Raw genomic sequence first — 25,961 nt, forward strand, 5'->3', positions numbered from 1 at the left:
CCTATGTCCTTTCCTCTCCATGTTGCGTTAGTCTGGCACCACTACCACCCCGTCTGCAGAGATTTTCCCATCGGAAGATACCGTCAGCCCTGGGCACGACTTTACGGTGTGAAAGATTACCTCCATGTCCTGCGCCCTGTAGAGCTTTATCCCGAACTGCGCCAAACCATCAATATTCTACCTAGTTCTATTTTGCAGTTACAAGACTATGCCCTCGGTACAGGTTTTGATCCGCTTTTGGAAGTTCTCCTTTCCCCCCATTTCACGGATAAGCACAAGCGGCTAGCACTGGCACATTGCTTTACTGCCCACCCCGCCCATCTTATTTTTCCCTACCCTCGCTACCAAGAACTGTGGGAGCAGCACTACTACTGGGGAGTAGAGGGTTGTTTACAACGCTGGCAGGAACAGGACTACAGTGACCTGGTAGCTTGGCATAACCTCTGTTGGCTGGTGACGGCATTACCCGATCGGCAAGTGCAAACCTGGTTAGAGCAGGGCAAAAACTTTAGTCTGAGCGATCGACAATTTATCTACGCCAAACAGCGGCAGATTTTGGGTCAGATCATTCCCAAACATCGGCAACTACAAGACCAAGGTAGGATTGAAATTTTGGGTAGCTCCTACACCCATGCGCTTCTACCCCTCCTCTGGGATACCCAGGCTGGCAAGGCGGCTCATCCCCAACTATTAACACCAGGAACAAAAGTGCGCTGGGACGTGGATATAGGGGGTCAATTACAACGGGGTCGGCAAATCTATGAACAGCATTTTTACCGCCGTCCCCTGGGTTTTTGGGCAGCGGAACAGGGGGTTAGCCCTGGCATCCTATGCCCTATTGCGAAACAGGGTTATCGCTGGCTAATTACAGATGAGAGTATCCTGGGCTGGACACTGGGTCATTATTTCTGGCGGGATGCCCAGGGCAACGTACTTAGCCCCCACCTTCTCTACCAGCCGTATCGCTTGGAGACCAATCAGGGGGAATTGGCAATTGTATTCCGCGACCAACGCCTATCGGATTTAATCCGTTATAGCTACCCCACCCTGTCTGCCCAGGCTGCTTGTCAAGATTTGATGGACCACCTCAAGGTTATCTATCGTGCCCAGCAACGCCACAGAAGCGATCGTCCCTGGCTAGTCACTATTTCCCCTGGGGAAACCTGCTGGGATGCCTACCCCGATCAGGGGCAGGAATTTTTAACCCTGCTAGGCTACTGTCTCACCCAAGCACCCTGGCTGAAAACCACCACCATTTCGGAATTTATTGACCGCTATCCCCCCAAAGAACGTATTCCTCCCCACCAACTCCACAGTGGTTCTTGGGTAGAAGCGGGTTTTACCCCCTGGATTGGGACATTGGGGCAAAATCGAGCTTGGGAACTCCTGCATGGAACGCGGCAACTCCTCTCCCAACACCCAGAAGCTACTCCTACCAACAATCCAGAAGCTTGGGAACGTCTCTACGAAGCGGAAAACAGTAGCTGGTTTCTCTGTTTTGGACAACACACCTGCCCTGATCCTGAGTTCGAGTGTTTGTTCCGCGAGCACCTGCAGGCAGTCTATCGAGCAGTGAATGAAAGCATCCCTGTCAGTTTACTCTACCCCCTGCCGCCGGAAGACAGTTCCCACCCCTGGCACAAATACCTTACGCCTACTCTTGATGGTCTAGGCAATGACTGCTATTGGCGCCATGGCTACCACCGAGACATCAACATCATTAGCGGTGACCCCACCCACAATGTCACCCTGAGGAAACTCTGGTATGGCTATAACCACTTTTACTTCTATCTGCGTCTGGATTTCGTCAGTACGGAACTGGGGAAATTGCCCCATGTCCATCTGTGCTTCTTTTACCCCGGTCGCATTCACTTCATCAGCCCCATTCCCCTCCACCATGTCCCTGATGTTGCCCCCGCTAACTACCTCTTCCATCACCACTTGGCGATTGTGCCCCAATCTGAGCAAGCCACACTTTGGCAAGCTGTTCCTTTTCACCAATGGCAAAGGCGGGAAACGAAGACAATAGTAAAACTAGCGAACTGCTTAGAAGTTGCTGTGCCTTGGCAGGACCTAATCCCAGAGACAGGGTTGAGTTTACGCTGTATTATCTTCTTCAGTCAAGATGGGACTTTCCAAACCTGCCTTGACCAAAAAGGGATTATTTCAGTAGAAGTCCCCTAGGCCTAACCCGACATTTACAGAGGTCTACTATATTATTATTGCTAAGATAAATAAAACTGCTAGGGGATTGGCTGCAGTGCAACCAAAGCGAATTATCAAAATCGTGGATCAAGCCCTCAAAGACGGTTACCTAACTCCCGCTATGGAAGCAGAGGTGGGCAGGATTTGTGACAGCGATGAGGAACTGTCGGTTGAGGAGTACATGGCTCTCGATCGGTTAATGGGTGCGCTGTTGACAGGGGAAGTTGTGGCAGTGCCCCGCAAACAGTTTGTGAACATCATGGAAGAGCTAGTTTTAGACTATGCCATTCGGCGAATTGCGGAACTGGAAACCAACGGGCTGTCCCTCAACCTCAGTGACATTGCTGCCTATGCCCTCAATCGCCTTCCCCCCCTTTACGCCACTACCCAAGAGGGTGCACGCTACCAAGAGGAACGGGCGCAAAAAGAACTCTACGACGTGATTGTACAGCGAGTCGAGGAGGCAATCCTCCTCAACCAGCAACGCCCTCGCCCAGAGGATCGAGTTGCCCTCACCCCCCAAAAGCAAGCTGACCTGGTCACCCAGATCAGCGAACTCCTCAAAGCTTACGCCCCTGCTATGGAAACCTAACGTTTGGAGTATTGGGGAGCTTTGCGGGCTTTCTTTAAGCCGTATTTCCGCCTTTCTTTGGAACGGGGGTCACGCCGCAGATAACCTTCCACCTTGAGGGGCTTGCGATGGTCAGGACTGAGTTCACAGAGTGCTCGCGCTACTCCTAGACGAATAGCATCTGCCTGCCCCGTCACACCGCCACCGTGGGCGTTCACCAGCACATCGTATTCATTTTCCAACCCCAGGGTTGCTAAGGGAGCTTTTACACCCTCAATGTGAATGGGATTAAACTGCAAATATTGATCCCCAGGACGACCGTTGATAATTACTTGCCCTGTACCCGGCACCAAACGCACCCGCGCGACCGCTGCTTTCCGTCGTCCCGTCCCCCAGTACACAACGCGATTTGTTGCCTGTGCCATTACTTACCTCCTGGAATGGTGTTAATTTGCAAAACTTCGGGTTGCTGAGCGCTGTGGGGGTGATGGGGTCCAGCATAGACTTTGAGTTTGGTAAATAGATGCCGTCCTAGGGTCCCCTTGGGCAACATCCCTTTAACAGCATGTTCCAACACCCTAGCTGGTAACCGTTCTATTAACTTGGCAAAAGTCTCCATCTTCATCCCCCCTGGACGACCAGAGTGACGGCGATAGATTTTTTGCGTCCGCTTTTTACCCGTGACTACCACCTTGTCAGCATTAATCACAATCACATAGTCACCCGTATCTAGGTGGGGCGTGTAGGTCGGTTTATCCTTGCCCCGCAAAATCATGGCAATTCTGGCTGCCAGACGACCGAGGCGTTGTCCCTCGGCATCAATGAGATACCACTTGGGCGTAATTTCTTTGGGTAAATAGGTTTTGTTGTCCATAGCAGTTATATAAGATAAGCAAAAGGTTGATCTTGCCATTGAAAGGGAGATTCGGGATACCCTACTCCCAACAAGCACAAGCCTTGGGGTGGAGCCGCATATTTTACCGCACTGCGCCGCTGCTGTTGCCAGATGTCAGTAAACTCCTGCAGGGATTTGCGCCCTGACCCTACTTCCACCAACATCCCCACTAATAAACGCATCATACCGTAGAGAAACCCACTGGCTTTTACTTCCACGAGGACAAAGTCGCGGTCTTGCCAGCACTTGGCTTCCTTCACCTCTAGGCGGGCATGGGGACGACGGGAACCCGATCGTTGAAATGCTTTTAACTCCCGTTCCCCCACTAGCGGGGCAAGAGCTGCCTGCATCCGCTCCACATCTAGGGGATAGTAATAATAGTGCCAACTGAGGGGACGGACAAAGATGTTGGGGATAGCTGCGGTGAAGAGGGTATAGCGATATTTGCGCCAGAGGGCAGAAAACCTGGCGTGCCAAGTCAGAGGAACTTCTGCCGACTCCCTTACCAAAATGTCCTTGGGCAGACGAGCATTGAGAATGCGGGCCCACCGATCGGCAGGAATCGTAGAGGTAGTGTCAAAGTGTGCCACCTGACCCGCTGCATGTACCCCTGTATCCGTACGCCCTGCTCCGTGTAGGGTGACAGGATGACCGCAGACAGAAGCGATCGTGTCCTCTAGTACCTCTTGAATACTGGGGTCATGGGGCTGTCGTTGCCATCCACAGTAATTTGTACCCACATACTGCAGCAGCAGAGCAATCCTCGCCATGACCCACTCCAGCATACTTAGACCAGCTCGATGATTGCCATCTCAGCGTTATCCCCCCGGCGGGACACAGTGCGGTAAATACGGGTATAGCCTCCCTGGCGATCACCATAGCGTTCCTGGGCTTTATCAAAGAGCAACTGTACCAGTGTCCGTACTTGGTCGTTCTCCTGTTTCACTTCCCTAGGGTAGAGATAGGCAATCACTTGCCGCCGCGCGTGGAGTGTGCCTTCTTTGGCTAACCCAATCATCTTGTCCACCCAGGGGCGCATGGCATCAGCCCTTGCCCTTGTGGTTTTTATTTGCCCCCGCAGGAGCAACTCCGTCACCAGGGAGCGCAGGAGGGCTTTCCGCTGGTCCGCAGCTTTGCCTAACTTGGGTACTTTACGACGATGACGCATGTTAGTTTCCTTTCTGTGATTTGGTTTCCGGTAGAGTCAGACCGAGCTTGTTTTTGAGGGCTTCTACTACTTCTTCAGCCGACTTTTGCCCAAAATTTTTGATCTCCAGCAGGTCTTCCTGGCTATACACCATCAGGTCTGCCACTGTGTTGATCTGGGCACGCTTGAGGCAGTTGTATGCCCGTACCGATAGACCCAGTTCCTCGATGTGGATGTGCTTAATTTCGCTGTCCTCTTGCTCTGCCTTGCCCTGGGGCTGAATCAGCGTGATCTCCTGCAAGGGACTAAATAGCCCCACCAAAATTTGCGCTGCCTGGGATAGGGACTCTTGGGGGGTGATACTGCCATCTGTTGTAATTTCCATAACCAGCTTGTCCTTGGTTACTCCCCCCACCCGTGTATCTTCCACAAAGTAGCGCACGTTTTTAACCGGCATGAATACGGCATCAATCTGGAGAAAGTCAATGGACAGTCCATCTTCCTTGTTCCGATTGACCATCCGATAGCCTACTCCGGTTTCAATCTTGCATTCCAGTTCCAGTACCGCTCCCTCCGCTACCGTGGCAATGTACTGGGCGGGATTGACCACTTCTACTTCCGAGGGTAGGTTGAAGTCCCCTGCTGTCACGGTACAGGGACCCCGCGCCACAATGCGCCCAATTTGGGGGTCAGAACTGTGGGACTTGAGGGTAATCTGCTTGAGGTTGAGCATCAAATCCATGACATCTTCCCTGACCCCAGGTACGGTAGAATACTCATGGCTCACCCCCGCAATCCGTACTGCCGTAATCCCCGCTCCCGGCAAGTTACCCAGGAGAACCCGCCGCAAAGCATTGCCCACTGTGAGCCCCTGCCCCCGATCGAGGGGACTGATGACAAAGCGACTGTACTGGGACTTGGATTTGTCAGTGTAGGACTCTACACATTCCACCTGAAAGTTAGCCATAGCCCGATCTATACTCTTCTCCGTTTGGGAGGACGACAACCATTGTGGGGAATAGGAGTAATATCGCGAATGAGGGTGATCTCTAAGCCCGCTGCCTGCAGAGCACGAATTGCTGTTTCCCGCCCCGCCCCTGGACCAGATACCATCACCTCAATTTGGCGCATCCCCTGCTCGATCGCCCGTTTTGCTGCACTTTCTGCTGCTGTTTGCGCGGCAAAGGGTGTTCCTTTTTTCGCTCCCTTGAAGCCACTTGACCCCGCCGATGCCCAGGAAATTACGTCCCCAGCAGTGTCGGCAATAGTGACAATCGTATTATTGAAGGTGGACTGAATATATGCCACCCCATTGGGCACATTGCGTTTGGGTTTGCGCGGTCCTGATTTCCGCCCTTGCCGAGTAGCCATACCTTTCCTACATCCTTTCTACTTCTTACTTGGAGCCTTTTTCTTGCCAGCAACTGTGCGTCTTACCCCCTTACGGGTGCGGGCATTGGTACGCGTCCGCTGTCCTCGCACAGGTAGACCCATACGGTGGCGACGACCTCGATAGCAGCCAATATCCATCAAGCGCTTGATACTCAAGCCCACTACCCGCCTTAGGTCCCCCTCCACTTGGTAGTTCTCCTCTATTTCCTGCCTCAGAGCCGCTACCTCCTGGTCACTTAAATCCTTAACGCGGGTGTCGGGATTTACCCCCGTTGCCGCTAAAATCTTACGGGAACTGGTCAAACCAATCCCATAAATATAGGTCAAACCAATTTCCACGCGCTTATCCCTGGGTAGGTCAACGCCTGCAATCCGAGCCACTATCTATCTCCTTACAAACAACTAGCAGGGGTGCTGCTAAATGACGAAAAATTTGTCGCAAAAATCATAATATACTGATTAAGCCCTGTCATGTCAAGTAAGATTGCATGGTTTCCAGCGCCGAAATTAGAGCACTACGCCACGCCACGGAGAGGTTACTCGATCGCTTAGAGGACATGCCCCACCGTAAGTTTATTTTCCGCGCCCTGCGGGTGATTACGGAGTTGAGTCAGCGGGAAGTAGAGCGCCTAGACTGGAAGCTGATGAGTGGTGCCCTGGAGGACATGGAGAGGGGATTAAAAGTCTTCCATCCCTATCGGCGTGTGAGGAAGGTGAGCATTTTTGGGTCAGCGCGCATGGGGAGGGAAGAGCCAGAATATCAGCAGGCAGTAAATTTTGCCCGTTGTATCACGGAGTGCGGGTTTATGGTGCTGACAGGGGCAGGGGGGGGTATCATGGCGGCAGGCAATGAAGGGGCGGGGCAGGAACATTCCTTTGGGCTAAATATTTCTTTACCCTTTGAGCAGTCCCACAACGAATTTATTGATGGCTCCGATCGGTTGATTGAGTTTCGCTATTTCTTCACGCGCAAATTATTTTTCTTAAAGGAAAGTGATGCTATTGCTTTGTTCCCAGGGGGATTTGGTACCCAGGATGAATTTTTTGAGTGTTTAACTTTGTGTCAGACAGGCAAATCAACACCAAAACCCCTAGTTTTAATTGATAAGGTAGGGGGGGATTACTGGCGACAGTGGGACGCTTATATTGCCAACCATCTGGTCAAGCGCAACTTAATCAGTCCTGAAGATCGATATTTGTACTACATCACTGATGATGTGGGGGATGCCTGTGAGAGTATCAAGAATTTCTATAAAGTTTACCACTCCAGCCGCTGGGTGGACGATTTATTAGTAATTCGGCTGTGCCAGGATATTAGCGATGCGGATTTGCGCCGTCTCAACCGTGAATTTAGTGATATTGTGGTGAAGGGGGAAATTGAGAAATCTAAGGCCCTGGCAAAGGAAAAGAATGAACCCCATCTCCTGGAACTGCCGCGACTATTGCTATACTTTGACCAACGCAGTTATGGGCGATTACAACAGCTAATTCTTGCCTTAAATGCCTGTGCTACGACTCATTCTCCCACTATGCCCTGTTTTAAGAAATGATGAAAATATTAGTTACTGGTGGTGCGGGTTACATTGGTTCTCACTGTGTGCTAGCACTACAGGAACGAGGTTATGATGTCTTGGTCCTAGATAACTTAGTGTATGGACATCGCGATTTTTTAACGGATGTATTACAGGTGGATTGGGTCCAGGGGGATGTCAACGATCGGGTTTTACTAGATGAAATTTTTACTAACTATAAAATCGGTGCAGTTCTCCATTTTGCCGCCTACGCCTATGTGGGGGAATCTGTGCAATTACCTGCTAAGTATTATCGCAATAATGTGGGGGGAAGTCTCACCCTGTTAGAAGCAATGGTAGCCCATCGTGTCCCCTACTTTATCTTCTCTTCTACCTGTGCTACCTATGGAGTTCCCCAAGTAATTCCCATCCCTGAAACTCACCCCCAGCAACCAATTAATCCCTACGGTAAATCAAAACTAATGGTGGAACAAATGCTAACGGACTTGGAAGGTGCCTATGGCATCCGATCGGTGATTTTCCGTTATTTTAATGCGGCTGGTGCTGACCCCCAAGCCCGCCTTGGTGAAGACCACAATCCTGAAACTCACCTCATTCCTTTGGTGTTCTATGCCGCTTTGGGCAAACGATCGGCAATTTCGATTTACGGCACGGATTACCCTACTCATGATGGTACTTGTATTAGGGACTATGTTCATGTAATGGATTTAGCAGAAGCCCATGTTTTAGGATTAGAGTATCTGTTAGCGGGTAATCCTAGTGATGCCTTTAATCTGGGTAACGGCAATGGTTTTTCTGTGAAAGAAGTGATTGACTGTGCGCAAACGGTGTGTAGCAAATCAATTACTGTAGTGATGACCGATCGGCGACCTGGTGATCCCCCTATCCTAGTGGGCAGTAGTGACAAGGCTAAGCAAATTTTAGGTTGGCAACCCCGCTACTATGAGTTAAAACAAATTTTGACCGATGCGTGGCGGTGGCATCAAAAACGACATGGTTAGTTAGACAATCATGGTAACTTTTGCACCTAGTGTCAAGCAAATAATAGGAGAGAAACGGGTTACCCTCCATCACTTAACTTGGCAATCCTATCAACAAATTTTACAGGCTTTACCGCTAACTAGAGCCGCGCGGTTGACCTTCGATCGGGGTGTTTTAGAAATTACTATGCCTTTACAAGACCATAAGTTTTTTATGCGCTTGATTGAGCGGTTTATCATCATCCTTGTGGTGGAAATGGGCATGAAAGTGAAAACCATGGGGTCAACAACGATCGAGCGACCGGACTTAAATCGCGCTGCTGAGCCTGACTGTGCTTACTACATCCAAAACTACGCCCAAGTGGCGGGACGCAAGGTAAACTTTGCTATCGATCCCCCCCCTGATTTGGTGGTGGAAGTAGACATTACTCACACTGATATTGATAAGAACCTCTTCTATGCCACTTTGGGTGTGCCAGAATTCTGGCGTTTTAATGGCAAGGAGTGGCGGATTTTCCAGCTGAAGGAAGGGAGTTACCAGAAGTGCGATCGGTCACCGACTTTTCCTTGGGTTAAAAAAGAATACCTGTACAATTTTCTGGCAGAGGCAGAACGGGATGAAGTGTTAGCAGAGCAAAACTGGCGGCAGTTTGTACGAGATTACTTGGGGCAGCAAACACTATGAAAACAACCACCCTACCCCTAACAGAAGTGATAGGAGAAAAACGGGTTACCCTCCATCATTTATCTTGGCAGTCCTATCAGCAAATTTTGCGGGCTTTACCCCTGACTAGAGCCGCGCGGCTGACTTACGATCGTGGTGTTTTGGAAATTACTATGCCCCTAGAAGAACATGAATTCTATCGCTGCCTCATTGAATTATTTATTCGCATTCTTGTGGTGGAAATGGGCATGAAAGTGAAAACCATGGGGTCAACAACGATCGACCGAGCGGACTTAAATCGCGGTGCTGAGCCTGACTGTGCCTACTACATCCAAAATTACGCCCAAGTGGCAGGACGCAAGGTAAATTTTGCTATCGATCCCCCCCCTGATTTAGTGGTGGAAGTGGACATCACTCACTCTGATATTGATAAAAACCTCTTCTATGCCACTTTGGGTGTGCCAGAATTCTGGCGTTTTGATGGCAAGGAGTGGCGGATTTTGCAGCTAGGGGAAGGGAGTTATCAAGAGTGCGATCGGTCACCGACTTTTCCCTGGGTTAAGAAAGAATACCTGTACAATTTCCTAGCAGAGGCAGAGCAGGATGAAGTAGTAGCAGAGCAAAACTGGCGCCAGTTTGTACGAGATTACTTGGGGCAACAAGCACAATGAAAACAACCACCCTACCCCTAACAGAAGTGATAGGAGAAAAACGGGTTACCCTCCACCATTTAACCTGGCAATCCTATCAACAAATTTTGCAGGCTTTACCGCAAACTAGAGCCGCGCGTCTGACTTACGATCGTGGTGTTCTCGAAATTACTATGCCCCTAGAAGAACATGAGTCCTTTAGGGAACTACTTGGTTTATTTGTGCGCATTTTGGTGGGGGAAACAGGCTTGAAATTAAAATCCCTGCGCTCTACTACCCTAGATCGGCAAGACCCACAACTGGGAGCAGAACCTGACAATGCCTATTACATACAAAATCAACCCCAGGTAGCAGGGTGTAAAGTAGATTTGCAGTCCGATCCTCCCCCTGACTTAGTTATAGGGGTGGACATTACCCACTCTGATATTGACAAAAACAATCTGTATGCTGCCCTGGGTGTGCCAGAGTTTTGGCGTTTCGATGGTCAAGAATGGCGAATTTTCCAGTTAAGGGCAGAAGTCTATCAAGAGTGCGATCGGTCACCAAATTTTCCCTGGGTAAGAAAAGAATATCTCTACAATTTCCTCGCGGAAGCACAACAGGATGAAATTATGGCAGAACGTAATTGGCGTAAGTTTGTGCAGAATTATTTAGCAACTACCTCAAACTAAATACACTTTTCTATCACTGGTGAAGCTCAAACTATAGCCCAATTCTTTTAGCATCTGCCGCAGCAGGGGTAAGCTTAAACCCAAAATGTTGCTAGAACAACCCTCAATCCGATCGATAAACCAGCCCCCCAAGCCTTCCAAAGTGAAACAACCAGCGCAGTGCAGCGGCTCCTTGGTGTGGATGTATTCCTCAATTTCCCGATCGGTGGCATTAGCGAAATAGACAGTACTGCGCTTGGCTTTGACGACACGGCGGTTATGCAGGACATCAATTAAACAATGTCCCGTGACCAATGTCCCTTTGCCCCCCCGCATCTGTTCCCACATCTTGAGCGCATTAGCGATAGTTTCGGGTTTGCCGTAGACACCTGAACTTAACTCTAGGACAGAGTCGCATCCCAACACTAAAGCCGCTTGTCCCACAAACTTGGGGGCTACCATTTCTGCCTTACTCTGGGCAAGGATAGTCACGAGGGTATCGGCATCTTCCGCCTTCACTTGGTCTTCGTCGAAGTTGCTGGGCCACACGATGGGGTCAATCCCCGCCTGTTGTAGAATGCGGCGACGAGAAGTAGAAGCAGAGGCAAGGACAATAAAGGGACGGCTCAAAGGGTCAATTGCTCCACTTGGTTTTCTATGAGGTCGGCGAGGTCTTTGAGGAACTGGGCAGCTTGGGCACCATAGATTGTGCGGTGGTCACAGGTGAGATTAACTTCCATCTGGGTCCTGACTATGATTGCTCCCTCTGGAGTTGCCACTACCCTGGGTTGGGATGCCCCCACAGCTAAAATTGCCCCCGTGCCCGGCGGCAGAATGGCTGTAAACCGATCGACTCCATACATTCCCAAGTTCGATATAGTAAAAGTTCCCGTTGTGTATTCCTGGGGCTGGAGCTGCTTCTGTCTTGCCCGTTCTACCAAGGACTGCCACTGCCGCCCAAGGGAGTAAATATCCGTCTTGTCTGCATCCTTTAACACAGGGGTAATCAGACCCCCATCCTCCATTGCTACCGCCACGGCAATATTGATTTCCCCGCGATAGGCGATCCCCCGATCGGTATAGTAGGCATTGATAATAGGATGCTTCTGGAGGGTGAGTGCTGCTGCCTTAGCTAATAACACCGTCATAGTCACGCCCTTGGATTTGACCTGCTTATACAAACGATCGAGGGCAGTCGTGGTGATTGTATAGCCGACGTAGAAAACAGGTACCTCCAGGCTAGCATTCATATTCCGTACTACCGCCTGCTGCAAGGTTGTCAGGGGCTTAACTTCTGCCTTGGTTGCAGGAGCAGTTGCTACTGGGACAGAGGGGGGAGCTGTAACTACCTTGGCTGCCTCAGGTGGACGAGATTGTAAGACATCCGCTGCCGTGATTCTGCCGTGGGGTCCTGTCCCCACGATCGTGGCTAGATCAACTCCCTGTTCCTTTGCCAACTTCTTTGCCCTAGGGCTAGCAATCACCCGGCCCCGCTCGCCATTGCGCTCTTCCACAGTAGCGGTTGTCGCTACCTCGGTACTAACAGCAACTTTAGCTGGTGTTGTCGTGGTGTTAGCGGGAGAGGCAGATGGTAAATTTTGTAACTCTGCTTCCGTGTCAGCAATGTAGGCTAGAACCGCACCGACAGGCGCATTACTGCCAGCAGGGACTAGAATCTGCCCTAGATAGCCGTCATAAAAACTCTCCACATCCATGTCAGCTTTGTCCGATTCCACCACCAGGACTGTCTCCCCCTTTTTCACCTTATCCCCAGGGGATTTAAGCCAAGCGGTGATCTTCCCTTCCGTCATCGTCGAGCTAAGGGCAGGCATGAAAACTTCGTGGATCATGGCAGCAATTTGTGAGAACTTCCCTATGATAACCTAGCTAGCCCCGGAGCGATCTGCCAACTCTTTATACTGATGCCTGGGGACTAGACAGAGGGGAAAAGTGTGCTACGATTAAGGAACAATATTTAGATTTTCACAGCGAGGATGTACTGGGAAAGCGTTTTATTACTGACCTCCATGGCAGTAGTCGTACCCTACGCCTGTTTTTCCCTTGTCAACTCTCTAATGAATGAAGATGCAGAGCGCAAGTATGGCAGTAAGGCGAAAACTGTTGCCACAACCCTGGTCATCCCCAAAGCAAAGGTTAGTCGGCAAGAGGAGAAAAAGGGTGGCAGTGCCCTGGTTAAGCTGAGTAAGCAAGAAAGTGCCCTAGTGAAGACTAGCATCTACAGATTTGCCACCCGTAGTTCCGACCCCAAAAACACCTAAGCTCTACACTGCGAGGTTAGCGGTAGTAGAAGTTACTTGCAACTGTTGCAAGAGCAGCCTTAGATTCATCGAGCAGTAGTTAGACAGATTTTGGTCATTACCAGTCAGGAGGTTAGTGAGATGGGCAGCCAGGAGGTCGCGGCTAGCAAAGCTAGTGGTCAGTCGCTGTACTAGGGGATACATGATAAATCGCACCTGGCGTTCACGGATGGGCGGAGGAGAACTGGGACGGATCAACAAATATTGGGAGAGAAAACTCAGATTGCCTGTGGTGATAGAAATAAAGGCTTCACTCACCAAGTGCTCCAAGATGTAGGTCATCACTACGGGCTGCAGCGTGAACCCCCCCGATCGTTTTTCAATCAACGACCGCCACTTCAGAGAATAGAGAGCTTCCAACAGCCCTGGGCAATTGCCATTAACGGACATATCTGACTGTAGCTGCTTGTGGGAGACAGGAGTTTGATTGATAGCCAGCCAAAACATGATCTGCTGCTCCACCTCTGTCAGCCGTTGCCATTGTTGGTCTAGTAGCTGACGGATACTGCTAAAGACAGGGGTATTCTGGGCAAGGAATTCGGCAATATTGCCGTCGAACAGTTCTTGAATCGAGCGGAAGACAACCTTGAGTGCCATGGGATTACCGCCATAGAACTCCATCAGTTCCCTAGCAGCACTGGGGTCAGACAGACCTTTGGCAAAAATACTGAGAGCCTCCTCTTCTAACCCCTGCAGTTGAATAGAGCGGACCGTTTCCCCTTCGAGGGGAGCAAGTTCGTCGGGTTTTTCCCTACCGTTGAGCAACAGACAGCTTTGGTGTTTGACTTCTCCCACCTGGCGGAAAATTTCGCCAAAAGCCTCATAGCCAGGTAAGTAGGTACCTGTAGTTTTCCCCCCTGCCATTATTCCTTCTACCCCATCTAAGATCAGCAGACAGCGGTGCTGCCGCAAATGATTCATCAAGAGGGAAAGCAGAGTGTCTAAATTGCCATTACTGGCCTGCCCGAAGAAGTAAAGCAGGTCAAGGAGGAGTTCTTGGGGTGTGGGGGCATGGGTCAGGGAGCGCCAAATAATATACTGAAAATCCCCTTGTACCTGTTCCGCTAACTTGATGGTAAAGAGAGTCTTGCCTATGCCACCAATGCCAAAGATACCGATCAGTCTCAATTGGTCAGCTTGAATCCATTGGGTTAATTCCCCTAGCTCCTTGCCCCTGCCAAAGAAGAGACTGGTATCAGGGGCTTTGCCCCAATCAATATAGCGCCCATCGGGGGTAGGGGGGACAAAGCGTATTTCTGGGGTGGTGGTGGGTGTACTCTGCTGCTGCCGCCGCGCTAATTGGCGACGGAATACTACTTGTAAGTTATTTTTGGACACTCTTTCCCCTAATGCCTTAGAGAGGGACTGCCAGAGTTTGTAGCCCACATCTCTTATGTAGGAAGCATCATAGCCGGAAGCTTCGGCGATCTCTACGTAGGTTTTACCCTCCCAGGCTTGGCGAAATAACAGTTCCTGGACGTTGCTTAACCGTTTTTGCTGTAACACAGCATCGACAATTACTAAGGCATCTTCCACACTCATGGACATCCTCACACTCCCGCAAAAGCTCTCTGGTACCACATTTGTCTAAACCCGGCAACTATAAGTCGCTTTGGATGAACATAAAATAGCAGAATTTCTTAAATATGCAAGGGTAAGACCTTAGAATATTGGTGCTTTGTGCAAATTTCATCTATGGTCAATCAGCGAAGATGGCTGGTCATTCCCCTGGGTATGATAGTCATGCTGTGCCTGGGGACTGTCTATGCCTGGAGTATTTTTCGAAAACCCCTGGAACAGGAAATTGGTCTGAATGCCACAGCTAGTCTCTTGCCCTATACCTTTGCTTTGTTTTTCTACTCTCTGTTGATGCCGATTACAGGATTTTACATCCCCCGCCTGGGCACAAGACGGGTAACAGCGATCGGGGGGGGACTTGTGGGACTGGGGTATATTCTCGCCAGCTTTGCCGACAGTTTGCCCCTTTTGCTTCTCTCCTATGGGGTGATCACAGGCTCAGGCATTGGTATTACCTACGGTGTGCCCCTGTTGGTATCGTCGCGGTGGTTTCCCGACCGCAAAGGCTTGGCGGTAGGATTGACGATCGTGGGCTTTGGTCTTTCCCCTATTATTACGGCTCCCCTGGCCAATTGGCTCATTACTACCTATGGTGTCCGTCTGACGTTGCGGGTATTGGGGGTAGTGTTTATGGCAGTGATTCTGAGGATTGCCGCTGCTATGGGCTTACCCCCTAGGAATTGGTCTCCCCCTAGCAAAGTAAGCGAGGTGGTGGGGTCTACCACTGTCTATCCCTCTAGTCTGTGGCAAAGTCGGGCATTTTATGGTCTGTGGCTCTGTTACAGCATTGGTACTTTGATTGGCTTGAGTGCGATCGGTATTTCTAGTCCCGTTGGACAGGAAGTGATTAAAATTAGTCCTACTGTAGCCGCTGGCAGTGTAGCGCTGTTTGCTGTGTTTAACGGGGTAAGCCGTCCTCTGTTTGGCTGGTTGGCTGACCGCTTTCCCCCTCGTTATGTGGCTATTTTCTCCTACGTTTTAATTTTGCTTGCCTGTATTCTAATGGCAAACAGCACCGTTGGACAGGTGATCAATTATCTGGTGGCTTTTTGTCTATTTTGGTTTTGTTTGGGGGGCTGGCTGGCGATGGCTCCTACGATTACTCTACAGTTTTTTGCGCCAGAGCAGTATGCCCAAAATTATGGTATTGTCTTTACTGCCTATGGCTGTGGTGCCCTAGTAGGGACGCTGCTAGCAGGGCGTATTCGCGATCTGTTTGGCTCCTATAATTTGGTCTTCTCCGCTATGGCAGTAGGGGCAATTGTTGGCATTCTGCTAGCTTGGACAATGCTGAAGCCCGATCGGGTATAGCAAATGATTGGTTGCTAAAAGTGAAACCGCTCCCCCAAGTAGTATTTCCGCACTTGGGGATTTGCTGATAACTCTTGACTATTGCCCGCTGCCAAAATTTCCCCGTCTCGCATGATGTAAGCCCGATCGATTACTGCTAGGGTCTCTCGCACGTTGTGGTCGGTAATTAGAATGCCTATGTTTCTTTGTTTGAGCACTGCCATAATTTCTTGAATTTCCGCAACGGCGATCGGGTCAACACCAGCAAAAGGTTCATCCAGTAATAAGAACTTAGGGCCCTCTATGCCCACAGCCAAAGCTCTAGCAATTTCAGTACGGCGACGTTCCCCCCCGGAGACCTGAATACCCAAGCTATGGGCAACATGTTCCAGGCGAAATTCCTGCAGGAGTTGATACAGGCGTTCCCGCCGTTTCCCTAGGGGTACCTGGGTTTGTTCCATAACTAGGAGGAGATTTTCTGCCACGGTCAAATGACGAAAGATGGTTGGTTCCTGTGCCAGGTAAGCAATCCCCAGGCGGGCACGGCGATGGATAGGTAGGCGGGTAATATCTCTGCCCCCCAAACAGACATAACCTTCATCGGGTTGTACCAAGCCCGTAGCAATATAGAAAGTCGTGGTCTTGCCCGCGCCATTCGGTCCCAATAGCCCTACAATTTCCCCTTGGGCAACGGACACACTCACCTGCTGTACTACTCGCCGTCGACCATAGGTCTTACTGACACTGCGTAGGCAAATTTCCATAGGGTATAGGGGCACATAAAGGATGGCTAAGGGACTGAGCAAGGTGTAAAACCGATCGTTTTGCCACGGGATGCCACCAGTCCGGAGCGATTTCTGCCAAGGGAAACAGGACAAACCCCCGATCGGTCATTCTGGGATGGGGCACCTGCAGCGTCGGGGTATTGATAATCGCATCGCCGTAAAATAACAAGTCCAAATCTAAAGTCCGTGCCCCCTTATCTGCTGTGCGTACTCTGCCAAAGGACTGCTCCACCTGTAACAAAAACTCCAGTAGCTCTGCCGCTGACAAACAGGTAGTGCCAACGACACAGCCATTAATAAAGTCAGGTTGGTCAACTATCACTGGTTTGCCGTTCTGATAACCGATCGGTTTGGTTTTATACCAGCGCGACACCGCTGTAATTGCCACCTCTCTTTGCAATGTGCACACCGCCTGGTTGACAATTGCTAGGGAATCCCCCAGGTTACTGCCTAGGGCAATAGCACACCGTACCTTATTTCTTTTTACCAAAGCCAAACCAACCCTTTTTCTCTTCCTGTTTGGGTGCTGCCATCTTTCTTTCTACTTCCGTCAGCATCTTTTTCGCCTCTTGATGATTGGGGTCAATTTTCAGCGCCCTTTGCAGGGAACTCCTCGCTATAGTCAAAGACCCCTGGTTCATGTACACCACCCCCATCAAATAATGGAGAGTTGCACTCTCGGCGGTTTTCTTCTCTGCTGCTTTCAACTCCTTGAGGGCATCCGTCCATTGCTTCTTGCCGATAAACAGCTCTGCCATCTGTAACTCACGGCGGATTTTGCTATCGTAATCTACTGGGTCACTAGCATAGGAATTACCAGTAGTGATTGGTTCTGCCTTCTTCGGCACAGTAATCGTCTCTTGAGATAGTAGGTAAATCAAATTCACTTCACTCAAATCAGCCACTGTCTCTAGCGCCTTATTTACATTTTGGTAGAGATTAGTCGCTAAACTAGCTACCACCCTAGGATAAAAAGTGGGATGGAACTCTCTCTGGAATTTTTGCGCCACAGGACTGACGATTTCCACCTGCTCGTCTTTCTTCTTGATATTTTGCACCACTAATTTGAGGGTAGCCCAATATTCACCCCTAGCTCGGTCATTCGTTAACAACTGGTAAGCGGGACTGATAAGGCGGGCAAAGAGCATCGTGGCAAGGAGGCGCTCGCGGTCACTGCCCTGAAACGTATCGGGGTGAAGAGTTTTAGCAATAACTAGGAAGCAGCTTCTGATTTCCTCTGGTTCTGCTGTCAGCGGTGCACCTAAAACTGCATAGTGATCAGTCACCTGGTACTTGGCTAGTCCTCTGTTAATTTTCAGTTGTTGTGGTAATTGCACCACGACTACCTCTCCAACCCCCTGTCCTAATCATACACCAGAGCTCGGAAAGACCGATCAATGCAGGGGAGAAAATACCATCGGCTCCCGAATTGATTGTTGTAAATTATTACACAGTTGGGAGAGGTAACTTTCCAGCCAAGCCAATTGCTGGGGCACCACCTGATAGAAACCGTTGGCAAGGCGCTGGAACAGTCCCCCCCCTTGGCGAAATACTTCAATGCCACTGTCGGGAATGACTAGAGGGTCTTCAGGAATAACGCCCTTGGGCAGGTTGTTTTGCAGGATGCTGATCACCCGATTGACGCAGGCATGGACATTGATCCCCCGCTGTTGCAGCTGTTGCAGGACAGTAGCTGGGTGCATGGGCTGGCTCCAGTCCAGTTGACAAATTTCATGGAGCAGGAAAAAGTCAGAATACTGCTGTTGACTGAGGTCTAAGAGAGCATAGAACCGGGGTGCTACTGCTAAACCATTGGCACTGCAGGAGAATTCTGCCACAGAGGCTTGGGGAAACTTTTGCTTCACCCATTCCTGCATTACCCTGCTGGTCATGACCCCCCCTCCACAGACAACGGCTTTGACATTGTCCGCAAATAAACCCGATCGGATCAGCAAGCTATTCACCTGGCGATTCAGTAGCTGCACATAGGGCTGACATACCCGCTGGATATAGGCACTGCGCCCTAGGGAGAGTTTATAACCCCGCCATTCCTCTAGCCAGATGTCCTCCCGATCGAGGTGATGCTTGGCGCGGTCTGCTAAATCCAAGAAAGCTTGGACTTGGGGATGATAGGGCGGTGCATCGGGGAGAACAGCCCCTGGCATTTGGGGTAATAAAAAATCCCGCACCAAGGTCATAGACAGATTTTCCCCCCCCTGATCAACGCTTTGGTAGAACAATTGTTCATGGCTAAGGGGTTGACCCACCACTGGCTTAACCAGGAGTAACTCTGTGGTATTTGCCCCCCCGTCTATAAACAGTGTGACCTCCGTAATGCTGTCCCCGCGGTGTAATCGTTCTAGGAGAGGGGCAATAGTTTGGGGAACAGCTATGACTTGCTCTGGACGCTGACAAAAGCCACAGTTGAGAATTACCTCCCGCAGATTAAAGATATAAGCATCGTCCCACTGGGGTGGATAACCAAATACTACACCGCTGAGGTGCTGGAACAACAAGGGCAAACTCTTCAAGTTAGGATGATGTAACCGATAGCGCGCCTCTTGCATGATCCCCCGCATGCCACTCAATAACGCCAGCAAAGGCAGGGGTTGCCCTTCTCGCCATTGCAACAGTGGTCGCCATTGTCCATTACTGAGATAGGGTAAACCTACCTGTAAAACTGACTTGTAACGGCGGACAGGTGTATCCTCAATTAGTAATTCCCCTGTCAAAGAACCGAGGTCATAAACGCGATTGGTAGTTAGGTTGCTCAAACTCAGGCGAATAGCAGTATTACCAAAGTCGATGCCCAAAAACCAAGAATCATTGACATCCTCGAGGGACAAACTAGGCAAACTAGGACTGGCGACCGCTCCCTGGGCTCCAGGAATCTTAAAGGAAATCTCCAGCCGATCGGCAAAATCGTTTAACTTATCCTCGATCGTTTGCACAGCAATAGTTGTGATGGTTGTGGGGGCAGGGGGTTGGAACGAGAGTTGTGCCTCCCAATCCTCTGCAACCTCCGTTAGCCACCGATCTAAGTCCGCCTTCTCCTGGGAGGGGGCAATGCTAGTTGGTTCCTTGAGCTGAGCTAGACGCTGGTCAATCCAGTTTAAGAGCTGCTCATCTTGGTATATCGCAGGTGAGACTGGTCGATAGCTGCTCAAGAGTTGGTCTAGGTGTTCTTTGATCAGAGTAAAGGTATGGGCGACTGTTAGGGCACTGAGAGTTTTCGCTAATTCAAAAGTGGCATATTCTACCTGGGGGGGAACGGGAAACAAATTACTATTGGCAGCGGCTAATCGACTTTGAATTTGGGCAATCACTTGCCGGCAACTTTCCTCTAGCAAACGCCGTTCTAATTCTGCTGTAACTGTGGTTAAACGCTGGCGTAGCTGGGCTAATTCCCCCTGCCACTTTTCTAGTTCCTCTGCCACTGACCGATCGGTAGTACAAAAAGGCTGACTCAAAAGGGCATCGATCGTGTCAATTAGATTGTCCGCCATAGGTAATTAGGATGCAACCTAATAATTTCAGTGGGAGTTTAGCACCAAAATTCAGTCCTGGTAAGGGATAGAAAAAAGAAACGACTTTTGCCTGTAATTACTGACTTTTCCTGATTTTGCAAGCAGGGGTAAAGCAACCGATAATAGAGTTGAGTGTCCCTTTCCTCGATCGTGGTTCCTCCCAAACTACACCCTGACATGATTGCCCAGGTAAACCAGCGGGTGGACTTGGTGGATATTGTGGCAGAGTATGTGCCCTTGCGTAAAAGCGGTAGAACCTATCGCGGGGCTTGTCCTTTCCACAAGGGGAGTAATCAAACCGCTCTCAGTGTGGACCCTGACAGGAAAGTGTATCACTGCTTTAGTTGTGGCGCAAAGGGCAATGCTATCAAATTTTTAATGGAAATAGGGCAACGCTCCTTTAGCGAAGTCGTCCTCGACCTAGCTCAGCGCTATAGCGTACCTGTGCGCACCCTGGATGACAATTATGCCCGTAATTACCAAACCCAACTGCATTGGCGGCAACAACTCCAGGCAGTGCTAGCCCTGGCAGCCAACTTTTATCACCATGCCCTGTTTACCCCCTCAGGTGCCCCTGCCCTCGCCTATCTCAGGGACAAGCGCCGCCTACCCCTAGAGGCAATTAAAGATTTCCAGCTGGGTTATGCCCCCCCGGGATGGGATGCCCTCTACAGCTACTTAGTCAAACAGCGGGGTATGGCAGTTGCCCTGGTGGAACAAGCAGGTTTGATTGTGCCCCGGTCGGACGGCAGGGGGTATTATGACCGCTTTCGCCACCGTATTATGATCCCTATCTGGGACAGTCAGGGAAACGTTATAGCCTTTGGCGGCAGAGCTTTAGGGGAAGAACAGCCTAAATATCTCAACTCCCCCGAAACAGAACTTTTTCATAAGGGCAGTACCCTATTTTTACTCCATCGGGCTAAACAAGCGATCCAGGCAACAGACCAAGCGATCGTAGTAGAAGGCTATTTTGATGCCATTAGGTTACACGTAGCGGGATTCCAGCAGACAGTCGCCAGTCTCGGTACTGCTCTGAGTAAAGAACAAATCCTCCAACTTGCCCGCTATACCCCCTCCAAGCGCCTTTACTTTAATTTCGATAGTGACCAAGCAGGCACCAAAGCGGCAGAACGAGCGATCGGAAACTTCCGTGACCTGGTCTATCAAGGCGCAATTCAGCTGCGGGTTCTCACGCTGCCGGGGGGAAAAGATGCCGACGAATTCTTACAATCCCACTCCCCTGCTGTTTACCAACAAGCCCTTGACTCCAGCCCCCTATTTTTGGACTGGCTAATTGACCTCTCCCTGCAAAACAGAAATCTGCAGCTAGCTGATCAGTTCTTGCAAGCACACCAAGCCCTCCTGGCTATTTTACAAAATCTCCCCGATGCCCCTATCAGGAATCACTACCTCCATCTCTGTGCTTACCGCCTTGCCCAGGGCAATGCCCACCGCGCCCTGCAGCTGGAAAGAGACCTCCGCCGTCAACTGCGCCACGCCCGCTGGCAAACTCCCCCTCCCCCCCCTACTCCCACCTCCACTCTGCAATTGGCAGAACTGCAGCTCCTACAGATTTTTCTCCATTTCCCTGACTATCGCGACCAGGTCTATGCTGCCCTAGTTGACCATGACATAGAGTTTAGTTTGTCCCACCATCGGCAGTTGTGGCAAATCATCCTTGACCTCCTAGAGGGGCGGACACTACAAGACAGCTACCCCGGGGAACTCCTAGAGCAGGTACAAGCCCAGTGCGCCAACCAACCCCAACTCCTCTCCTCCCTGGACTCCCTCCTTTGGTTGAACGAAAGCAGTAAAGTCGCTCTCCTACGCCCCCAATTTGTAATTACATCGGCAGTTACCCGTATTCAGCTGATTATGGCGGAAAAAGCCTACCACCACTGGCGCAACCTCTGGGAAAAAACCGATGTAAAACAACACCCTGACCTCGCCCGCTACTACCAGAGTAAACTGCAGGAGCAAAAACAAAAGATCACTCACCTGCAGCACCAGCTCGCTACCTCTAACCAAGTCCTACAACAGGAGTCCCAGTAAAAGCTGCAAAAAATTAGCTTGACCTATTTACAAATTATTTGCAGTAGGCTATGTTACTATGGGTGATGAAAATATCTAGCAATAGCTATGGAAACGAATGTGGCTGTCCCTACTGCTAAAGGGGGAGAAGTTATCGTGATGGAGTTAGTCTCTTTGGAGTTTTTCCAGACTCCCAGGGGAGAGCGGCTCTATGCCCTCTTTCGCAAGGCAGATGGACAAAGCTTTGGTATTTGGACAGAGGCTGATGACTTAATATCGCAGTTGCAGCCAGGGGATAGGGCTTACTTTCGCCGTATTGGCAGGAATAGTTATGAATTTTTTGCAAGAGCAGACTAAAATAGACAGGGTTCAGTGTTGGGAAATATACCACCGTCTGGGAGAGTTGGGTATTGCTTGCCAGTGTCCTCCCCTCACGATCGGGGTAGGGGACGTAGGTACAGCAATTCAGGTTTGGTGTGTAGCCAAAGCTACTCTGGCTAACAGAGCAGCAAAGATCAAATTTTTAGAACGTTGTTGGAGGCTAGACAGTGAGTCACAAGTGGACTAGAAGAGCAATCATCTTCGGCATTAGTGCAGGGGCAGCCAACTACCTAGGACGATCGGCAGCCCAGAGTGGGGTAGTCAATCTCTATTCTGCTCGTCACTACGACTCGGACAATATTCTGTATGAAAACTTTCGACGACAGACTGGTTTCCGCATCAACCTGATTGAGGCAAAGGCAGACGAGTTAATTGCTCGGATCAAAGCAGAGGGGGCTAACAGTCCTGCGGATGTGATTATTACTGTCGATGCAGGTAACCTCTATCGTGCTCAGCAGGAGGGGTTACTCCGTCCTATCCAGTCGAACATCCTGAATGCTGCTATCCCCAGTTATCTCCGCGAACCAGGGGGACATTGGTACGGCTTGACTAAGCGGGCGCGGGTGATTATTTACAACAAAGAGAAAGTTAATCCCAACGAACTTTCCACCTACGAGGATTTAGCAAATCCCAAGTGGCGCGGTCGTTTGATTTCCCGTACTTCTAACCATGTGTACAACCAATCTTTGATGGGTTCGATCATTGCTGCCCTGGGCAGGGAAAAGGCAGAAGCATGGGCACGGGGGATAGTAGCCAACTTCGCTCGTCCACCCCAGGGGAATGATACAGCCCAAATCCGTGATGTGGCAGCGGGAGTAGCTGATTTAACCTTTGTCAACCATTATTACCTCCCCCGTCTGATCAAATCCAACAAGCCAGAGGACAGGGAAGTAGCCCAGAAGGTAGGGGTGTTTTTCCCCAATCAGAGGGATCGGGGAACTCATGTCAACATCAGTGGGGCAGGGGTAGCGCGCAATGCCCCCAACCTTGAGGGTGCCATCAAATTCATTGAATATCTTGCTTCCAGGGAAGCCCAGGACTCTCTTGCCCGCGTCAACAATGAATATCCCGTTGTGTCAGGGACGGCAATTGATTCAGTGGTACGAGGATTTGGTGCCTTCCGAGAAGACCGTTTGAATGCTGCTGAATATGCTCGTTTGAACCCTGAGGCAGTCAGGATAATGGACAGAGCTGGCTGGCGCTAGCAAGGGGGATCTCTATCCTTCTCTGTAGAGGCTTTTGAACTTTTTCTGTTGTTCATTGTGATCAACAAGGGGCAGGGGATAGTCCCTTGCTTTACATTTGCTGGGGGGGATCGTACCTGTTACTAGTTCAACTGTGGAGAGGTCAGCTAGTTCAGGCAGCCAGGTTCTGATGTATTGGCCATGGGGGTCATAGTTCTTTGCTTGGGTAGCGGGGTTAAAGATACGCAGAGGACGGGGGTCCATCCCACTAGAGGCACTCCACTGCCAGCCACCGTTGTTAGCGGTTTGATCGCCATCGATCAATTTCTGCATGAAGTAGCGCTCTCCCCATTGCCAACTAACCAATAAATCCTTGGTCAAGAAACTGGCAACAATCATCCGACAGCGGTTGTGCATCCACCCTGTCTGATTCAGCTGACGCATAGCAGCATCGACAATCGGATAGCCAGTCCTCCCTTCACACCAAGCGTGGAAATAGTCTTCCCGATTTTCCCAGGGAAAGTTGAGCATCCTGGGTTGATAAGCGCGCTCTGCTAGTTCAGGAAAGAAAAATAACACGTGTTGATAAAACTCCCGCCAAGCTAATTCCTGTCGCCAGGTAGTTAAACTAGCTTTTTCCTCTTCTGTGCGTACGTCTACTTCTATTTCCTCTGTCATCTGCCAAACCCGCCGAATGCCGATCGTGCCAAACCGCAAATGGGGACTCAACCGTGAGGTGCCTTCTACGGCAGGAAAATCCCGTTGTTGTCTGTACTGCAGTATTTTCTTGGGATGACTAAACTCCTCTAACAATCTTTGGGCTTCTTTTTCCCCTGATTGGGGAATTATTTGATTGTGGCTAAATTTTAGTTCCGCTAGGGTCGGCAAGGTCATTGTCCCAACCTGAGATAGATGTATCCTACGAGTAGGTCGATCGTAGGGCTTGGGCTTGGTTAAACTCTGCCAATTCTTCCAATAGGGGGTAAAAACCTTGTAGGGTTCTTTTGTTTTGGTTTGTAACTCTTGGGGAGCATGGAGACCAATATCCCAAAATGACCTCACTTCTACCCCCAACTCCTGCAGAACTGCTCTTACTTTGTTATCTCGATCGAGGGCTGATGGCTCTACATCCTCATTAAAGAACACCCGTTGGGGCTGACATAAAGCAACAATTTGTCGCCATACTTCAGGAGGTGAACCGAAGAAGAATAGTAAATCACTGCCCAGTTCTCGGTAGCTCTCCCGTAATTCCTGCAGGCAGCCAAGCATGAATTCTACCTTTCCTCCGCCTGTCTCAGGGCTATATAGAATGGCAGGGTCAAAGATGAATACTCCCGCAACCGTATCTCCTTGCCAAGCCCAGTATACAGCAGGATTGTCGTCTAACCTCAGGTCGCGGCGATGCCATACCAGATTAAGGCTCTTCATAGGAAACAACTGCTACTTACTAGCCTAGTATCCTAACTCATGGGTTCATTTCCTCTGAGTTTATCAATAACCATCCTAGATGATATTGCTAAAGATTAGCAAATAGTTCTCACAGACTATCAGTGTAAATTCTCAAATATTCCCGTTTTTTTTCTAGCAGAACTGTTTGTTTTTGCCTGCTGTATCACTGCTGTGTTGTACTAGATAGGTGTTTATCCGCTTGTCAAGCGATCGTGTCAGGGTCTAGTCCCAACTCCCGCAGTTTGGCAGCGAAGCGATCGGCTCTGAGTTTTTCCTGTTCTGCCCGTTGAGCCTCCTGCTCAGCTCTCAGCCTCTCTTGTTCTGCTCTGAGTCTTTCTTGCTCTGCCCGCTCCCGTACCTGCACAGGGGTCAAAAATACCTCCCCCTGCGGGTCATACAAATTCAATGTCTCCTCCGTCAACTCAAACCTGATACCCAATCTAGGACTCACCCACCCGTTCATTTCTTCAATGTCTCTCAACTCACACCCCTGCCGCTGCAATCCAGCCAGGTCGTTAGTATCAGGATTGTAGATGTAGTACTCCTCCACACCGTAGTGGTTGTAGAAGAATAATTTGCGGTTCATCTCTCTGATGGTGTTGCCTGGGGACAAAACTTCAAACACAACTTGAGGAGCAATGTTGTCTTCTTCCCACTGTTTGTAGGAACCTCTGTCGCCTTTGGGTCTGCCGAACACAACCATGACATCAGGAGCGGTGCGGATGTCGG

At 50.1% G+C, this 25,961-nt stretch carries 29 protein-coding genes; 13 read left to right on the top strand and 16 right to left on the bottom strand.

Features of this window, described 5'->3' with window-relative positions; genetic code table 11:
* Positions 1-3 precede the first annotated feature (3 nt).
* Positions 4-2,184: a glycoside hydrolase gene (locus NZM01_12425; protein MCS6960838.1), complete on the top strand. Its 2,181-nt coding sequence runs from the start codon at positions 4-6 to the stop codon at positions 2,182-2,184.
* 142 nt (positions 2,185-2,326) lie between these two features.
* Complete coding sequence (locus tag NZM01_12430; protein MCS6960839.1) at positions 2,327-2,797, top strand: late competence development ComFB family protein; 471 nt, start codon at positions 2,327-2,329, stop codon at positions 2,795-2,797.
* On the opposite strand, the gene rpsI is transcribed toward NZM01_12430, so the two are convergent.
* Genes rpsI through rpsM form a run of 7 tightly spaced genes read right to left on the bottom strand, consistent with a single transcriptional unit; the run spans position 2,794 to position 6,591 of the window.
* Complete coding sequence (gene rpsI / locus NZM01_12435) at positions 2,794-3,201, bottom strand: 30S ribosomal protein S9 (GenBank protein MCS6960840.1); 408 nt, start codon at positions 3,199-3,201, stop codon at positions 2,794-2,796. The two genes, NZM01_12430 and rpsI, sit on opposite strands and share 4 nt — an antisense overlap.
* Entirely contained in the window at positions 3,201-3,650 is a 450-nt protein-coding gene (rplM, locus tag NZM01_12440; protein MCS6960841.1) for a 50S ribosomal protein L13, read from the bottom strand. Before rplM ends, rpsI begins: the two co-directional genes overlap by 1 nt.
* A gap of 5 nt (positions 3,651-3,655) precedes the next feature.
* Positions 3,656-4,456 carry a tRNA pseudouridine(38-40) synthase TruA gene (gene truA, locus NZM01_12445; GenBank protein ID MCS6960842.1) on the bottom strand — a complete coding sequence of 267 codons (801 nt, stop codon included), beginning with the start codon at positions 4,454-4,456 and terminating at the stop codon, positions 3,656-3,658.
* Between the two features lie 2 nt (positions 4,457-4,458).
* On the bottom strand, positions 4,459-4,839 hold the full coding sequence (gene rplQ, locus NZM01_12450) for a 50S ribosomal protein L17 (GenBank protein MCS6960843.1): 381 nt from the start codon (positions 4,837-4,839) through the stop codon (positions 4,459-4,461).
* A 1-nt stretch (position 4,840) separates the two neighbouring features.
* Positions 4,841-5,785 (bottom strand): DNA-directed RNA polymerase subunit alpha, encoded by a 945-nt coding sequence (locus NZM01_12455; protein ID MCS6960844.1) that lies wholly within the window; start codon positions 5,783-5,785, stop codon positions 4,841-4,843.
* Positions 5,786-5,793: 8 nt separating this feature from the next.
* A complete protein-coding gene (gene rpsK, locus NZM01_12460) occupies positions 5,794-6,189 on the bottom strand; it encodes a 30S ribosomal protein S11 (GenBank protein ID MCS6960845.1) in 396 nt (131 codons plus the stop codon).
* An 18-nt stretch (positions 6,190-6,207) separates the two neighbouring features.
* Positions 6,208-6,591: a 30S ribosomal protein S13 gene (gene rpsM, locus NZM01_12465; protein MCS6960846.1), complete on the bottom strand. Its 384-nt coding sequence runs from the start codon at positions 6,589-6,591 to the stop codon at positions 6,208-6,210.
* A gap of 107 nt (positions 6,592-6,698) precedes the next feature.
* Between rpsM and NZM01_12470 the strand changes: the two genes are divergently transcribed.
* From NZM01_12470 to NZM01_12490, 5 genes are read left to right on the top strand one after another with little or no spacing between them, the layout of a single operon-like run.
* Entirely contained in the window at positions 6,699-7,760 is a 1,062-nt protein-coding gene (locus NZM01_12470) for an LOG family protein (protein ID MCS6960847.1), read from the top strand.
* Positions 7,757-8,743: a UDP-glucose 4-epimerase GalE gene (gene galE / locus NZM01_12475; protein ID MCS6960848.1), complete on the top strand. Its 987-nt coding sequence runs from the start codon at positions 7,757-7,759 to the stop codon at positions 8,741-8,743. The genes NZM01_12470 and galE overlap by 4 nt, the downstream gene beginning before the upstream one ends.
* Positions 8,744-8,753: 10 nt before the next feature.
* Positions 8,754-9,407 carry a Uma2 family endonuclease gene (locus NZM01_12480; protein MCS6960849.1) on the top strand — a complete coding sequence of 218 codons (654 nt, stop codon included), beginning with the start codon at positions 8,754-8,756 and terminating at the stop codon, positions 9,405-9,407.
* Positions 9,404-10,057 (top strand): Uma2 family endonuclease, encoded by a 654-nt coding sequence (locus NZM01_12485; GenBank protein MCS6960850.1) that lies wholly within the window; start codon positions 9,404-9,406, stop codon positions 10,055-10,057. The genes NZM01_12480 and NZM01_12485 overlap by 4 nt, the downstream gene beginning before the upstream one ends.
* On the top strand, positions 10,054-10,707 hold the full coding sequence (locus NZM01_12490; protein ID MCS6960851.1) for a Uma2 family endonuclease: 654 nt from the start codon (positions 10,054-10,056) through the stop codon (positions 10,705-10,707). The genes NZM01_12485 and NZM01_12490 overlap by 4 nt, the downstream gene beginning before the upstream one ends.
* Here NZM01_12490 and NZM01_12495 read toward each other — a convergent pair.
* On the bottom strand, positions 10,699-11,316 hold the full coding sequence (locus tag NZM01_12495) for a Maf-like protein (GenBank protein ID MCS6960852.1): 618 nt from the start codon (positions 11,314-11,316) through the stop codon (positions 10,699-10,701). The genes NZM01_12490 and NZM01_12495 overlap by 9 nt on opposite strands.
* A complete protein-coding gene (locus NZM01_12500) occupies positions 11,313-12,536 on the bottom strand; it encodes a 2-oxo acid dehydrogenase subunit E2 (protein MCS6960853.1) in 1,224 nt (407 codons plus the stop codon). Before NZM01_12500 ends, NZM01_12495 begins: the two co-directional genes overlap by 4 nt.
* Positions 12,537-12,680: 144 nt before the next feature.
* Between NZM01_12500 and NZM01_12505 the strand changes: the two genes are divergently transcribed.
* Positions 12,681-12,965 (top strand): hypothetical protein, encoded by a 285-nt coding sequence (locus NZM01_12505; GenBank protein ID MCS6960854.1) that lies wholly within the window; start codon positions 12,681-12,683, stop codon positions 12,963-12,965.
* A gap of 3 nt (positions 12,966-12,968) precedes the next feature.
* Here the strand turns inward: NZM01_12505 and NZM01_12510 are convergent, their stop codons facing one another.
* Positions 12,969-14,552 carry an NB-ARC domain-containing protein gene (locus NZM01_12510; GenBank protein MCS6960855.1) on the bottom strand — a complete coding sequence of 528 codons (1,584 nt, stop codon included), beginning with the start codon at positions 14,550-14,552 and terminating at the stop codon, positions 12,969-12,971.
* Between the two features lie 147 nt (positions 14,553-14,699).
* Between NZM01_12510 and NZM01_12515 the strand changes: the two genes are divergently transcribed.
* Positions 14,700-15,893 carry an OFA family MFS transporter gene (locus tag NZM01_12515; GenBank protein ID MCS6960856.1) on the top strand — a complete coding sequence of 398 codons (1,194 nt, stop codon included), beginning with the start codon at positions 14,700-14,702 and terminating at the stop codon, positions 15,891-15,893.
* A gap of 14 nt (positions 15,894-15,907) precedes the next feature.
* On the opposite strand, the gene lptB is transcribed toward NZM01_12515, so the two are convergent.
* From lptB to NZM01_12535, 4 genes are read right to left on the bottom strand one after another with little or no spacing between them, the layout of a single operon-like run.
* Positions 15,908-16,636, bottom strand: coding sequence for an LPS export ABC transporter ATP-binding protein (gene lptB / locus NZM01_12520; protein MCS6960857.1), 729 nt, complete (start codon positions 16,634-16,636; stop codon positions 15,908-15,910).
* Positions 16,608-17,147: a 2-amino-4-hydroxy-6-hydroxymethyldihydropteridine diphosphokinase gene (gene folK / locus NZM01_12525; GenBank protein ID MCS6960858.1), complete on the bottom strand. Its 540-nt coding sequence runs from the start codon at positions 17,145-17,147 to the stop codon at positions 16,608-16,610. Before folK ends, lptB begins: the two co-directional genes overlap by 29 nt.
* Positions 17,131-17,997 (bottom strand): DnaJ domain-containing protein, encoded by an 867-nt coding sequence (locus NZM01_12530; protein ID MCS6960859.1) that lies wholly within the window; start codon positions 17,995-17,997, stop codon positions 17,131-17,133. Before NZM01_12530 ends, folK begins: the two co-directional genes overlap by 17 nt.
* Positions 17,998-18,051: 54 nt before the next feature.
* On the bottom strand, positions 18,052-20,163 hold the full coding sequence (locus tag NZM01_12535) for a hypothetical protein (protein ID MCS6960860.1): 2,112 nt from the start codon (positions 20,161-20,163) through the stop codon (positions 18,052-18,054).
* Between the two features lie 171 nt (positions 20,164-20,334).
* On the opposite strand from NZM01_12535, the gene dnaG reads away from it, so the two are divergent.
* From dnaG to NZM01_12555, 4 genes are all read left to right on the top strand, one after another.
* The gene (gene dnaG, locus NZM01_12540; GenBank protein ID MCS6960861.1) at positions 20,335-22,239 is read left to right on the top strand and encodes a DNA primase; all 1,905 of its coding nucleotides are present in this window, start codon (positions 20,335-20,337) and stop codon (positions 22,237-22,239) included.
* A gap of 87 nt (positions 22,240-22,326) precedes the next feature.
* The gene (locus NZM01_12545; protein ID MCS6960862.1) at positions 22,327-22,575 is read left to right on the top strand and encodes a hypothetical protein; all 249 of its coding nucleotides are present in this window, start codon (positions 22,327-22,329) and stop codon (positions 22,573-22,575) included.
* Positions 22,550-22,786 (top strand): hypothetical protein, encoded by a 237-nt coding sequence (locus NZM01_12550; protein MCS6960863.1) that lies wholly within the window; start codon positions 22,550-22,552, stop codon positions 22,784-22,786. The genes NZM01_12545 and NZM01_12550 overlap by 26 nt, the downstream gene beginning before the upstream one ends.
* Positions 22,767-23,804: a Fe(3+) ABC transporter substrate-binding protein gene (locus NZM01_12555; GenBank protein MCS6960864.1), complete on the top strand. Its 1,038-nt coding sequence runs from the start codon at positions 22,767-22,769 to the stop codon at positions 23,802-23,804. The genes NZM01_12550 and NZM01_12555 overlap by 20 nt, the downstream gene beginning before the upstream one ends.
* Before the next feature lie 12 nt (positions 23,805-23,816).
* On the opposite strand, the gene NZM01_12560 is transcribed toward NZM01_12555, so the two are convergent.
* Positions 23,817-25,211 carry a deoxyribodipyrimidine photo-lyase gene (locus NZM01_12560; protein ID MCS6960865.1) on the bottom strand — a complete coding sequence of 465 codons (1,395 nt, stop codon included), beginning with the start codon at positions 25,209-25,211 and terminating at the stop codon, positions 23,817-23,819.
* A gap of 223 nt (positions 25,212-25,434) precedes the next feature.
* Positions 25,435-25,961, bottom strand: a 527-nt coding sequence (locus NZM01_12565) for a Uma2 family endonuclease (protein MCS6960866.1), incomplete at its 5' end; no start/stop codon positions are given.

This window comes from Pseudanabaenaceae cyanobacterium SKYG29, assembly GCA_025055675.1.
In the GTDB taxonomy this organism is placed as follows: Bacteria; Cyanobacteriota; Cyanobacteriia; order Pseudanabaenales; family Pseudanabaenaceae; genus M5B4.